The sequence below is a fragment of the Cellulosilyticum sp. ST5 genome (assembly GCF_046529625.1).
Classification (GTDB): domain Bacteria; phylum Bacillota; class Clostridia; order Lachnospirales; family Cellulosilyticaceae; genus Cellulosilyticum; species Cellulosilyticum lentocellum.
This window is the reverse complement of the sequence record NZ_CP132338.1, coordinates 575,884-588,879: the sequence shown is the minus strand read 5'-3', so window position 1 is coordinate 588,879 and position 12,996 is coordinate 575,884. Positions and strand designations below refer to the sequence as shown.

General features: G+C 32.4%; 10 protein-coding genes. 3 read left to right on the top strand and 7 right to left on the bottom strand.

Annotation, left to right across the window (positions count from 1 at the left end):
* Nucleotides 1-197: 197 nt before the first annotated feature.
* On the top strand, nucleotides 198-1,730 hold the full coding sequence (locus QTL86_RS02855) for an oligosaccharide flippase family protein (protein ID WP_410496419.1): 1,533 nt from the start codon (nucleotides 198-200) through the stop codon (nucleotides 1,728-1,730).
* Here QTL86_RS02855 and QTL86_RS02850 read toward each other — a convergent pair.
* A complete protein-coding gene (locus tag QTL86_RS02850) occupies nucleotides 1,723-3,045 on the bottom strand; it encodes a replication-associated recombination protein A (protein ID WP_127067274.1) in 1,323 nt (440 codons plus the stop codon). The two genes, QTL86_RS02855 and QTL86_RS02850, sit on opposite strands and share 8 nt — an antisense overlap.
* Nucleotides 3,046-3,305: 260 nt before the next feature.
* Between QTL86_RS02850 and QTL86_RS02845 the strand changes: the two genes are divergently transcribed.
* Both QTL86_RS02845 and lysA read left to right on the top strand, forming a co-directional pair.
* The gene (locus QTL86_RS02845; RefSeq protein ID WP_013657863.1) at nucleotides 3,306-3,995 is read left to right on the top strand and encodes a TrmB family transcriptional regulator; all 690 of its coding nucleotides are present in this window, start codon (nucleotides 3,306-3,308) and stop codon (nucleotides 3,993-3,995) included.
* Between the two features lie 24 nt (nucleotides 3,996-4,019).
* Nucleotides 4,020-5,273: a diaminopimelate decarboxylase gene (lysA, locus tag QTL86_RS02840; RefSeq protein ID WP_127067275.1), complete on the top strand. Its 1,254-nt coding sequence runs from the start codon at nucleotides 4,020-4,022 to the stop codon at nucleotides 5,271-5,273.
* A 229-nt stretch (nucleotides 5,274-5,502) separates the two neighbouring features.
* Here the strand turns inward: lysA and QTL86_RS02835 are convergent, their stop codons facing one another.
* The 6 genes from QTL86_RS02835 to QTL86_RS02810 all read right to left on the bottom strand — a co-directional run bounded on the left by QTL86_RS02835 (nucleotide 5,503) and on the right by QTL86_RS02810 (nucleotide 12,819).
* Nucleotides 5,503-7,050 carry a methyl-accepting chemotaxis protein gene (locus QTL86_RS02835; protein WP_127067276.1) on the bottom strand — a complete coding sequence of 516 codons (1,548 nt, stop codon included), beginning with the start codon at nucleotides 7,048-7,050 and terminating at the stop codon, nucleotides 5,503-5,505.
* A 242-nt stretch (nucleotides 7,051-7,292) separates the two neighbouring features.
* The gene (locus QTL86_RS02830) at nucleotides 7,293-8,417 is read right to left on the bottom strand and encodes a hypothetical protein (RefSeq protein ID WP_410496417.1); all 1,125 of its coding nucleotides are present in this window, start codon (nucleotides 8,415-8,417) and stop codon (nucleotides 7,293-7,295) included.
* Nucleotides 8,418-9,261: 844 nt separating this feature from the next.
* On the bottom strand, nucleotides 9,262-9,633 hold the full coding sequence (locus QTL86_RS02825; protein ID WP_127067278.1) for a VOC family protein: 372 nt from the start codon (nucleotides 9,631-9,633) through the stop codon (nucleotides 9,262-9,264).
* Between the two features lie 500 nt (nucleotides 9,634-10,133).
* Entirely contained in the window at nucleotides 10,134-10,340 is a 207-nt protein-coding gene (locus QTL86_RS02820) for a hypothetical protein (protein WP_127067279.1), read from the bottom strand.
* Nucleotides 10,341-10,972: 632 nt separating this feature from the next.
* On the bottom strand, nucleotides 10,973-11,749 hold the full coding sequence (locus QTL86_RS02815; protein WP_410496416.1) for an SHOCT domain-containing protein: 777 nt from the start codon (nucleotides 11,747-11,749) through the stop codon (nucleotides 10,973-10,975).
* A 278-nt stretch (nucleotides 11,750-12,027) separates the two neighbouring features.
* Nucleotides 12,028-12,819, bottom strand: coding sequence for a hypothetical protein (locus QTL86_RS02810; protein ID WP_410496415.1), 792 nt, complete (start codon nucleotides 12,817-12,819; stop codon nucleotides 12,028-12,030).
* Between the last annotated feature and the right edge of the window lie 177 nt (nucleotides 12,820-12,996).

Here is a 12,996-nt window from a genome sequence, read left to right as displayed (position 1 = left end):
TCACTCACCTCCACGTTAAGTCCCCTAATCATCTTATTATATCTAATTCTGCCTACTTCCTCAACTTAAATTGTTCGCCTGTTTTTTCAGATTCTCTACATATTTTAGGGTCTTGTCTCATAAATTGTACTAGTTATCATTTTACTGCCACTCTCCTTAAGTACACACACTGAGGGAGAACTTAGAAAGGAGAGCTTATGAGTAAAAAATCTTTAGTTACTGGTACTTTAATTTTAACCCTAGCTAGTTTAATCACCCGTTTACTTGGCTTCGGCTTTCGTATTTATCAATCTCAAGTTATGGGATCCGAAGGGATGGGGCTTTATCAACTTTTATTTCCTATTTACATGCTTTTATGGGCAGCTTCTTCTGCTGGTATTGCCATGGCTATTGCCAAAATGGTAGCTGCCGAAGTTTCTAAAGGCGCTGAAGGTAATGCTATTCGCGTTTTAAAGATCTCACTGGTTATTTCATTACCTCTAAGCTTCGTTTTATCTACCTTACTCTTTTGCTTTGCACCTTTTATCGCACGCTATTATATTCAAGAGCCAGTTACAGAGCTTTCTCTTCGTATATTAGCTGCTTGTGTGCCCTTTATGTCCACAGCTTGTTGTCTTCGCGGTTATTTTCAAGGACATCAAGAAATGTCCATTACAGCTCTTGCCCAAATTGTAGAACAAGTAGGACGTATGCTCATTATTTATCTCCTAGCTGGGCTTATGGTGCCTATGGGTATTACCTACATATGTGCTTTAGGCGTTATTGGTATGTGTACAGGCGAAGTTTTCTCATTTATCATGTCTTATATTGCTTTTCGTATAAAAAAACGTCATCTCACACTTACACCTGCTACTTTACCTAAAAAAGAAGCCTTTAATAAGCTTATGGCACTTTCAATTCCTGTTACTGCTAATCGCTTTTTAACTTCAGGGCTTCAATCCTTTGAGAATATATTAATTCCTATTACACTAGGACAATATGGCTTAAGTTCAAGTGCTGCCTTAGGCTTATATGGTCAATTTAGTGGCATGGCCTTGCCTCTACTTTTCTTTCCTTCTATGGTCACTTCCTCACTGGCCACAGCTTTGGTACCTGCTATCTCAGAAGCAGTTGCCATGAAAAATAAAGCATTACTTCAGCGAACTATGTCTAAGGCCATTCAGTTTTCTGCTTTAATTGGCATTGGTGCTACTGCTTTGTTTTTAACCTTGCCCTATGAAATTGCTATCACCTGCTATGGTATGAAAGAAGTAGGTCAGCTCTTAAAGTGGCTAGCTATTATTTGTCCTTTCCTTTATCTTCAAAATATCCTGACAGGCGCTATGAACGGTTTAGGCATGCAGAAACAAACCTTTAAAACCAACGTGATGGGCTCTCTCATTTGTATTGCGCTTATTTTACTAATGGTACCCAGACGCGGCATTATTGGTTTTGTCATTGCTATGCTTATTCAATCTGGTTTTGTTTGCTCCATGCTTTTATCTTATGTTTTAAAAAACATTGATTTACCTGTAGATATACGAAACTGGATTATTCGTCCTAGCTTAGCAGGTATTCTTTGTAGCCTTATTACCCTTACTATTAACAAGCTCTATCTTATTAAACTTTTTTCTTCATCTGTTAGTACCATTTTAGCAGTGCTCATATTAGGTGGTTCTTATACACTTCTTCTCTTTTTTATAGGTTGTTTATCCATTAAAGATGTAAAAAGCTTCTTGGGCTCTAGATAGAGCCCTTTCTTTCTGCCATTTGCTTCTTTATCTCCTTTTCATAACCTTCTTGGGTTGGATGATAATAAGAGGTTCCTAAAAGGGCATCGGGTAAATACTGCTGCTCTACATAGTGATGTGGATAATCATGAGCATATAAATAACCCTGACCATGATTAAGTTCTTTAGCACCACTGTAATGACTATCTCTTAAATGGCTAGGTACGTTGCCAATTTCTCTATGTTCGACATCACTTAAAGCAGCATTGATAGCCATATAGCTTGCATTACTTTTTGGGGCTGCAGCTACATATAAAGCTGCTTGACTTAAAATAATTCTTCCTTCTGGCATACCAATTCTTTCTATAGCTAACATAGCCTGTGTAGCCACGGTAAGAGCCTGTGGATCAGCATTGCCTACATCTTCACTGGCACAAATCACAATGCGTCTTGCTATAAACTTAGGATCCTCACCTGCTGCAATCATTCTTGCTAAATAGTGAGCTGTAGCCTGAGGGTCACTCCCTCTCATGCTTTTGATGAAAGCTGAAATCACATCATAATGATTATCCCCTTTTTTATCATAATGAAGGGCTTTTTTCTGTACACATTCTTCCAGCACTGATGTAGTAATATGGATTATCCCATCTTCACTTCTTGAAGTAGTCATAACTGCTAGCTCAATAGCATTTAAAGCATTCCTCGCATCTCCTGCCGTGCGCATTGCTAAATAATCTAACGCATCTTCTGTCACATCAGCTTTATAAGCACCTAAACCTCTTTCTTTATTATAAACAGCTTCTTTAATAATCTTTTTTACATCGTCTGTTTCTAAGGGTTTAAGTTCAAAAACTAAAGAGCGAGAAATGAGTGCCCTATTCACCTCGAAATAAGGATTTTCTGTAGTAGCACCAATTAATACTAAAGTACCGTCTTCTGTGTAAGGTAAAAGCGCATCTTGTTGTGCCTTATTAAAACGATGGATCTCATCGATAAAAATAATCGTTTTCTTACCTGTCATGGAACGTTGTAACTTGGCATCTTCCACTGCTTTTATAATCTCTGCTTTTCCACTTGTCGTCGCATTAAGCACAATAAAATGTGCCTTAGTCGTATTGGCAATAACTTTAGCAATGGTTGTTTTACCTGTTCCAGGTGGGCCATAAAAAATAAGTGATTGCAATTTATCAGCTTTAATGGCACGATAAAGGAGTTTGTCCTCTTCTAATAAATGATGCTGCCCTACAATTTCACTTAGCTTAGTAGGTCTCATACGAGATGCTAAAGGTGAATCTTCATTGCCTTTTTTTTCATTAATATATTCAAATAAGTCCATTGTAACTCCTCTCCATCCCAGCATTATAAAATAAATATATGTAGCTGATTTGTATCCTTTACTTTATTATAGGGTATATTTTTAGTTTGTACAATTGATAGGTGCCAAGAGACTTTTATCCCTTCTTTAAAAAAGAACGCATATAATGGTAGAAAATGTTGCTTTATACACATTTTAATTTAATTCATTAGAATAGATTGACTTTTCTTTGGTTACCATTTATAGTAGTACTAAATAAAACCACTATAAAGGATGATACAATGCTTTTTAATAATACCTTACACAAATTAGGCTTTTCACCTATTGAAGCTAACGTTTTTATTGTGCTCTGCAAGCATGGCTCATTAACTGGTTATGAAGTAGCAAAACTTACTGGCATTTCTCGTTCCAACGTTTATGCTGCACTTTATAGTTTACAAGATAAAGGAAAATGTTATGCTTCTGAGGGTGAGACAACTAAATATGTGGCTATTTCTAAAGAGGAACTATTACTCTCTACCGAAAGAGAGTTTCATACAACCTTAGAAGAAATCAAAGAATATTATCCGGTTCCACTAGAAGCTAACGAGCCTTACATCACCATTAAAGGCTATGACAATGTGCTTACTAAACTCAAAAATGCTATTTTACTTTGTCATTCTCATCTTTACCTTTTATGTGCTTCTGATGTAGTGGCACTTTTACAAGATGAGCTTAAAACTATAAGCACAGAAAAGAAGGTCACGATTCTCTGTGATAAAGCTATTAAATTGCCTAGCTCGATTACACTTTATCACCGATTAAAAAGTCCAGAAGGTTTTCATATGATCATCGATACTGAAGCTGTTCTAACAGGAGATTTAAATGCTAGTTCACCTCAGTGCCTTTTTTCTAAAGACCTTTCTTTAGTGAGACTTATGAGAGAATCTTTTATAACAGAATTAGATATGATTCAGCTTAATAAACGCTAAATTTATTTATTTAAGGAGGATATTATGCACAGCTTGCATGGTAGTTATACCACAGAAACAAACTTTTATGGGGGAAACGACGTTTTTGATTTAATTGAGCAATATGGTAGTCCCCTTTATATTTACAATGAAAATATTTTAAGAACACGTTGCAGAGAAATGAAGCATTTAGTAAGTTACGAAAACTTTGTGCCACATTATTCTATTAAAGCCAATACCAATATTCATCTTTTAAAAATCGTTCATGAAGAAGGCTTACATGCTGATGTTATGAGCCCTGGAGAGATTTATTTAGCCCTTGAAAGTGGTTTCTCTCCTGAAGAGCTTTTCTTCATTCCTAATAATGTAGTGGCTGAAGATATGCAATATGCTATTGACCGTAATATCATGACAAGTGTTGACTCTCTTGATCAATTAGAGCTTTATGGACAGCTTAATCCAGGTGGCAAAGTTGCCATCCGTTTCAATCCTGGTGTAGGTGCTGGTCACCATGAAAAGGTTGTTACTGGTGGTAAGAAAACAAAATTCGGTGTTAACCCTGAATATATTCCTGAAGTAAAACGCCTTTTAGAAACCTATAATTTGACTTTAGTAGGTATTAACCAACACATTGGTTCTTTATTCATGGATGGCACTCCTTATATCGAAAGCTTAGGTTCTATCTTAAGCATCGCTAAGCAATTTGATGACTTAGAATTCATCGACCTTGGTGGTGGCTTTGGTATCCCTTATCATAAACAAGATGGTGAAGCTAGACTTAATATTAAAGCTTTAGGTGAGGCCCTAGATCCTGTACTTTCATCTTTTGCTAAAGAATATGGCAAAAATGTACAGTTTCAGATTGAACCAGGCCGTTATATTCCTTGTGAAAGCTGTGCTTTAGTAGGAACGGTAACTGCCACTAAAACGAATGCGGACCATGACTATGTTGGTTGTGACATCGGCTTTAATGTTCTTCAACGACCTATTATGTATGATTCTCACCATGATATTGAAATTTATTCAAGAGAACTAAAAGAAGCACCACTTGGTCCTCTTACTGTTGTAGGTAACATTTGTGAAAGTGGTGATATTTTAGCTAAAGATCGTATGCTTCCACTCACTACTGTTAGAGGTGACTTAATTGCTCTGATGGATGCTGGTGCTTATGGCTATAGCATGGCTTCTTGCTATAATCAACGCTTTAGACCAGCTGAGGTTTTAATAGGATTAGACGGGAAAGTAAGACAAATTAGAAAACGTGACACTTTAGAAGATTTAATCCGTAATATGCTTTAATTAACATTATTTATATAGATTACTTTTATGAGTCCTACTTTGGCAAGTGGTTAACTGAATTAGCCTTTTATACCCTGCTGTTATGCCTTAAAGTATTCTGTAGGACGATGCCATGGACATCGTAGTTAGATAGAAAGGAGATTCTTAATCACAAGCCTTATACAAATAGGCGTAAGCTAGTAAGCTTACGCCTATTTGTAATGCTATTTATAGAAATCTCCATTAACGATTATTGCACTGTTGCAGCTTTCAATTTAATATCTACTCCTATAACCCCTCTAATAGTACCATCCTTCTGTTTGATAGGTGCTGAAAAGGTCACACAAGGTGTCTTCGTGATAGAAGATATATAAGGCTTAGAACTATATACATGCCCAGCTATAGCTTCTTTAAACCACTCTCTTACATTACCATTAGCAATACCTGCTGGTGGAATAGATACTACAAAACGACCTTTATGTCCATTAGTCCACGCTGCTTCTATAAAATCATTTTCTTTAAGCATTTTTTCTAATGCCAGACGATGAGTCCCTTGGTCTAACTCAATAAAAGTTTTATCCTTAGTGAAATTTTTAACCATTTCTTCAAAGTGACTCATATATACCACTAAAGTATCTGTATTAAATTCTGATAAATCATCAAGCTTATATTCTTCTATAAGCTCTGTTAAGTCCTTTGAAGAATTATTAAGTAATTCACCCATACGTACTAAATTGCCTAAACTATCTTTCTGTTTTTCAATAGAGCTATACACGCTTTGTACGCTATCTGCTGTTTGAAGTGCGTTATTTTCCATAGTTCCCATACAAAGTTGTACACTACTGGCTAGTGTGACTTCTTTATCTGAAAGCTGAGACATATCTCCTACCAAGTCAGTAACCTCTTCAAAAGAAGTTTGGATTTTTTCTAAGCCTTTTTCTACTCGCATAGACTTCTTAACCCCTTCTTCTATTTGCTTATTACTAGACTCTAAATGAGTATTCACATTCTTTAAAGCCCCTTGAATATTATCAATAAGAGTATTTACTTCTGTTACAGCATCAGCTGTATTAGTCGCAAGTTTTCTAATTTCATCAGCTACAACTGCAAAACCTCTACCAGCTTCACCCGCCCTAGCTGACTCAATAGATGCATTAAGCGCAAGCAAGTGCGTCTGAGATGAAATATCCCGTACGGTATTTAAAATATCTACAATTTGATTAGAAGTTCCATTCAGCTCTGACATATACGCTATTGTTGTTTGTGAAGTCATTTCTATTTCCTTAATATTATTTAAAATATCCATTACCTCTGCTAAGCTCTTATTAATCGTTTTTTTAGAATGTTGGCTAATTTCTGTTAGCCTACTCGTTGTTGTACCTACATGCTCTTGTACTTCGTGTACTTCGTTAACAGCTTCTACTGTATCCTCTAGAGTTGCATTTACTTGACTATTTAATACTGCCATTTCTTGTGCTTCTGCATAAAGTTGTTCGGTAAAAACTGTATTTTCTTCTAATGTAACATATAGATCTTCTGATACAGCTGCTACTTGACTAGAAGCTACGCTCATTTCATAACCGAGTTTTTTGTAGTCTTTTTGCTTTTCCATTAGCTCATTTACTAATCTTGCTTTTTCTTTGACTATTTTATGCCCTCTGTACATTTCCAGTCCTATTACTGAAACCATCCCTATCAGCCAAACGATTATATTTTTCTGAATAGGAAAAAAGCTACTTCCTACCCCTATCACGATAATCATTAAAACAGATGTTATACTGCTCATTTTACTATTCATTTTCAAATCACCCCAATAAAAATAGGCGTTTAAACAATTTTACTTTGTTTAAACGCCTTCGTTTAATATATTAGCTTATTATATTATAATGAGAGCATATTATCAATATATTTTATTTATAAATAATATTTTTTATATTATTTTATGACTATTATATAAAAACTTATAAAAGCAAGGAGTAGAAGACATAGGTAATTGCTTAAAAACAAAAATCTATGCTTTTTATAACATTATTCCTCTACTTACTCAACAGGTTCTCTTCCTATCCATGTATTGTCACTAGTTTTATCTCTTAATGAACTAATAGGATGTTCATCTATTTCATATCTATAATCTTGTGCATCTTTATTAATCTTTTCTACAATAACCTTATGGCTTGGTACTGCATGGACATCATGATTAAGACTTTCTTGAAATTGAAAGAAATCTGCACCTTGAGGCACTTTTCCAATATCTACATAATCTTCCTTTATCGAAGTTAATTGAACAGTTGCTTTGATAATATCTCTTACATATTCCTTATTTGGCCCTAATGTTAATAATCTTGGGAAGCATCCGTTCGAAATAACTTGTTGCCATTCTTTCTTTTCATATTGTTTTAAAAGATCTGTTGCCTGATGAAGATGTGCAATTTCTTCGTGGAAATGTTGTTCCCAAATTTGTTTAATATGAGCATCTGTTTCATCTTCATAGCAAGAGTAGTATAAATAGCACTCTGTATATTCATGAAGCAATAAATTCTCAAGCCATGTTAACCGTGTGTCTAATAAGCTACCATATTGAGTAACATGCTGTTCCTCAATAAGCCCAATCTCTTGGTATAAACTTCTTCCTAAATCAGATTGATAAAAACCTGCTATATTCATATAATAATTCATTGTTTGTTGCTCTGCAGCAGTAATAATGGCAACATTAAGCTTAGTAATAGGGTCTGCAGTTGTAAAATCTACATACTTCTTTATATTATCAGCTGGAAAACGGTGTTCAGAAATAGTTGGCCTTCCTGGCATAATCTCTGTATAATGTCCAACTAAACGCTCTGCATGTATACCCTGTTCCATTTCAAGTAAATCAGAATATCTATATAAATGGTCAAAATCCTCTAATAATGCAAAGTCAAGTGCCATCTTTACTTCTTTATTTGGCTCTCTTTTAGCTAGTTCAGAGGTTAAGTCTACTGCTAATTGTTCATAACTAATAGTCATTTCAAGTATTGTTTCATCTACTGGTTTTAAAACTGAGATAACCTTTTGTTGTTGTTGTTCGATTCTTCTGGTAATAGCTACTGCTCTACGTAAATCATTATCTGGACAATGACGTGAAAATTGATGCGAAAACCATACTGCTTCATATTCTGTACCATTCATTCAGATAATACGTGTTTTAGTATAGGGATCCACCTCATTTTTATTATATGGCTTAGGATAAATACTTTTCAAATCGTATTTTATTAAAAAATATTTTAATAAAATTAGTTTTTGATATTGATTTTCATTTTCCTTTATGTTATATTTATTACATCACAGAACATACATGTTTTTTTCATCAAATCTCTGATGTAGGCACTAGTTCCTTAACTAGTGCTTTTTTTTTATAGTAATTTAAATCTATTATTTTATATAAGTATCTCTTTCATATTAAAACCCTTTATAAATCTGACAAAAATTTCTTATTTTTTATATTTTATTTGATAATTTTTAATATTGAATTTAATAGTTTTTGTTATATAATATTAATTATCAAATAAATTAGAAAGGAAGTATGTTATGTATTTTTGGAGAAAACACGAGTTCTTATTTATGTACTTCATCTTTATAATTCTTATATTGTTCACAACTTATCTAGTAACTTATTTATTAGCTAGCTAATATCATATATACTACCCCACAAAAAACTACTTCTCTTTTATTTCAATGTATTTCAAATGGCCAACGACCAAAAAAGCCTAATTCACTTGCATTTAGGGCTGATGAAGTAGTATATATATCTCTATAAATCTCCATTTTCTTTATTTGAGATACTCTCTTGTTTTTAGTGATTCTATTAATATATCATCAGTGCATATATTCACCTTACTCTTTTCTCTCCAACAGTTTGATACACTAACTAACCCTAATATCCATTTCACTTATGATACAAAAATAAGACCAAAATTATATTTGGTCTTATCTAAAACTATTCTTTTAAATTATAGAGACTAAACAATATAAATTAGCTATCTATAGTAACTATTTGTTCTCCCTGAAAACTTCTCAAATAGACTACATTTCTATCTGGATCATAAAAACTCATATTTTTTGCTCCCCATGGACGAATGGTGGGTTTTTCAATAATTTCAATTCCCATATTTACAATTCTTTCATATTCTACATCAATATCCTTTACAGTAAATGCAATACATATATTCTGATTTGCATTGTTTTTTACAGAACCGTCATTATACACTGTCAACATAGTTTCTTCTGCTAAAATTGTTTGATGCACATCATCATCACTTCCATTATCTATTCCAAGCAATAATTTATAAAAATTCGCTAATCTTACAACATCATTTGTTAATAATCCAACTTCCCCTATTCTCATAATCCCTCCATAAATTTGAGTTTTTCAATCAATAAAACATCTATTTTCTCATTATATAAAATAAGGCTAGACATTACCACGTATTCCTATCTAAATCTATTTTTTTATTTTATATATGAAAGCTTCATTACTATATTGTATCCTATTTCTTTCACGCTCTGTCTATAAAACCCCTATAACATAGCTCTCCCTATGCAATAAACTCTAGTACTTTTACAATCCATATTTTATCAATCATCTAAATACCTTTAATTTACATTTCTTTTTTGGCTTAATTTTTAATCAAAGCACATACTAACACCAAAGGTGGTGATAATTATGTTCGCTTGGCTTATCTTGCTAATAGAAAAATTTCGCTAGTCTTTTTCAGGGGATTATTCAATCCCCTACATAACTTGACCACTTATTTCATCTAATTCATCTTCAAATCTCCATCATCTTGTAAATCTTGCTTTCTGCTCTCCTTTGAATAACTATTTATTATAGTAAGTTTAAATTTATTAGTCAATTTTATTAAAAATGACTGTCTGCTCTTTCATAGATATTTTTCCTACTTGATAACCGTATTCCGTTAATTCTTTCTTATAATTCAAAAAGGAATGGTCTATTGGTATTCCAGCAATACCCTTAATTTCATCAAAAGTTAATTTGAATGATTCATTTCCATTTTTCTGAACATATTCCCATAAAGAATTGTATTTACTCATTCTGTTTCACCCCTTGTCAAATTCAAATTTATCATTCTACAAAATATCTATTCTTATTGTCTAAACTGTTTATATAGTATATCACTTTAGTTATGTTATATTTTGTCATTCTATGAAATAAAAATAGGACCAAGATTTCACCCGATCCTATCTAAAACTATTTTTTTATTGCATAAATGGTTAAATTGATATTTACTTCTAATTTATTAATTCTCTCGATAATTCCTATTTTATTCACCCCTTTGACTATCAATAAAAAGTAAAGAGAGGAAGCCATTGGGGATTGGCTTCCTCTCTCGTTCCGTTCATATTTTATAAACAGGAATGACCTATTTTCAAGGCTTCAAGTGCTATTTTGTTAGGAATATGTTAGTTTTAATCTAATACTAATAGTATTTATTTAAGTCTAAACTTAAACTATTATCCATGTACCTTATGTATATTTAACCCCGTTTTCCCATCTTTATTATATATATTTTATTTTCTATAGTAGTTTATAAGAAAAATAGATAAATATACATTATATAGAGTATAAAAATAGCGTGTAACCTCACTGTATCAAAGGTTTCACGCTATAAATATGCTTGGGTTAAACATACATTGAATAGCCCTACACTAACAGTTCCTGATTATTAACTGTTTAACATTTTTGCTTTTTGTACTTCAAATTCTTCTTGTGTTAATACTCCTGAATCAACTAACTGCTTTAATTTTAATAATTCATCAGCTATAAATGAGCTATTATTTGATGTGGACATAGTAACAGCTTCATTTGTATTATTGTTATTCATTACTGATAAGAGTGACAATATTTCTTGTGCTGAATTATATGCAGCTTTGTATATTATTGAACTAGACTTAGTAGCTGCTAAGATAAGGTTTATGTATACAACTGGATTATTTATATTATTTATCGTAATTTTTACTTTTAAACTATTAATCATAGTTTTTGTTTTCCTTTTTCCAGTAACTCCTCCTACTATAGCACCCACTCCTCCAAGAAGAAGCCCACCAGCTACAGCTCTACCAAGTCCACCTTTTGTTATGCTCTCACCATCTTCCAGAAGTTCAAATTCAATGACATCTTTATAAGAATATATTTTAGGATTTATCTTTTTGCCAGTAAAACCGTCCGGAATTAAAAATAATTCTTTTTCTTCATCAATTTCTAAATATGTACTTATCTTTTTGGTACACTTAAAACAATTCAATAATTCTTTATTCCTTTTGTTCTCATCTATAGCATCTTGTATATTTTGCTTTGTTGCTGTTTTTAAAGGTTTTGTTACTGGATAAAAACCCCCACATGATCTGAAACACTCTTTACAAACAACTCCATCTAGTATTTTATGAGTTCCACTATTAATTCCACATATACAGCAGACTTCCTTTTTTGAAAATAGTCCCATAGAAATATCTCCCCTACTTTTTAATTTGCTAAATCTGAAATTAATTTTACACTATTCTAAACTTATTAACAATAAAAGCTTACATTATCTGCAACCTAAACTAACATCAAGATATTCCATATTATTTTTCCAGTTAATTCAATCTTTTCTTTAGCAACTACAACTTAACAAGAATATCTATCTGCCATTGCTTGAGGTTTTTAACACCCTTGTACATAAAAAGACCACGCTCCTTTTTATTAGAAGTATGGCCTTTTCCCTTATACTCTAAACACTAACTAATATATGTACTTCCATTCGGAAACATCATCTAGTTTGAATTTTTCTATCTTTATTATTCTATTATCGTTATCTCTAATTCTAATAAATACGTTTGTATCAGTAATTCTAACATCATTAATTTTACAATTACATGTATTATTGGAGGCATTTTGTTGACCTTCATATATAGTAAATTCTACACTTCTAGGAGCGTTTGTGGTATATGATGTAACCCATACCATATATAGAGTTGTTGGTATTACAAGCAGTATATATAGTATTAGTATCCATAATGAGTTTGTGTATATGAAATTTAAGAATGATACTACCATAGCTAAAAACACTAATTCTAAACAATTAATTATTTTACTTTGATCGGAGTAGCCATTCATTTTCTTTTTTATTCTTTTTATGTATAGCCCATTTATTATTGAATAGATAATTATACAAATAACTAGAATAACTTCTAGATTAATAAAATAAATCAAATCTGGTGTGTTAGTAATAGCCATCACTATAATTGCTACAACTATAAATGCCAAACTTAATATCCAAGTAATGAGGTAAAAAACTATCATCATCCCCAAATACCGTTTAATGTATTTCTCAGCATCCTTTGCTTTAATATCTTTATTTTCTTGAATATCAGTCATGAATATTCTATTCCGTATAGTATCACTAGTCACTACTGCTTTTACGACTAAGTATAATACTCCTAATACCACCAATACCATGACTAGTGATTTAGGTCCTTCATCAATTAATTCTTCTGAAAACCTTAATATAAAATCAAATACGAGTTGTACCATTCCGTTATTTCCCCTTTTTTGTATAAATAATATCACAATTAATTCTCATTTTTTGTCGAAACAAGCCTGCATTTTAGATGATAAAAATAAGCCCCTCAATTAAGAGAGACTATTTGCATATTAATAAATAGATAAAAAAGACCACACTCCTTTTTATTTTAGAGTGTAGCCCTATAA

Coding starts and splice junctions, on each gene's coding strand:
- QTL86_RS02855 (WP_410496419.1), top strand. CDS start 198: ATGAGTAAAAAATCTTTAGTTACTGGTACTTTAATTTTAACCCTAGCT.
- QTL86_RS02850 (WP_127067274.1), bottom strand. CDS start 3,045: ATGGACTTATTTGAATATATTAATGAAAAAAAAGGCAATGAAGATTCA.
- QTL86_RS02845 (WP_013657863.1), top strand. CDS start 3,306: ATGCTTTTTAATAATACCTTACACAAATTAGGCTTTTCACCTATTGAA.
- lysA (WP_127067275.1), top strand. CDS start 4,020: ATGCACAGCTTGCATGGTAGTTATACCACAGAAACAAACTTTTATGGG.
- QTL86_RS02835 (WP_127067276.1), bottom strand. CDS start 7,050: ATGAATAGTAAAATGAGCAGTATAACATCTGTTTTAATGATTATCGTG.
- QTL86_RS02830 (WP_410496417.1), bottom strand. CDS start 8,417: ATGAATGGTACAGAATATGAAGCAGTATGGTTTTCGCATCAATTTTCA.
- QTL86_RS02825 (WP_127067278.1), bottom strand. CDS start 9,633: ATGAGAATAGGGGAAGTTGGATTATTAACAAATGATGTTGTAAGATTA.
- QTL86_RS02820 (WP_127067279.1), bottom strand. CDS start 10,340: ATGAGTAAATACAATTCTTTATGGGAATATGTTCAGAAAAATGGAAAT.
- QTL86_RS02815 (WP_410496416.1), bottom strand. CDS start 11,749: ATGGGACTATTTTCAAAAAAGGAAGTCTGCTGTATATGTGGAATTAAT.
- QTL86_RS02810 (WP_410496415.1), bottom strand. CDS start 12,819: ATGGTACAACTCGTATTTGATTTTATATTAAGGTTTTCAGAAGAATTA.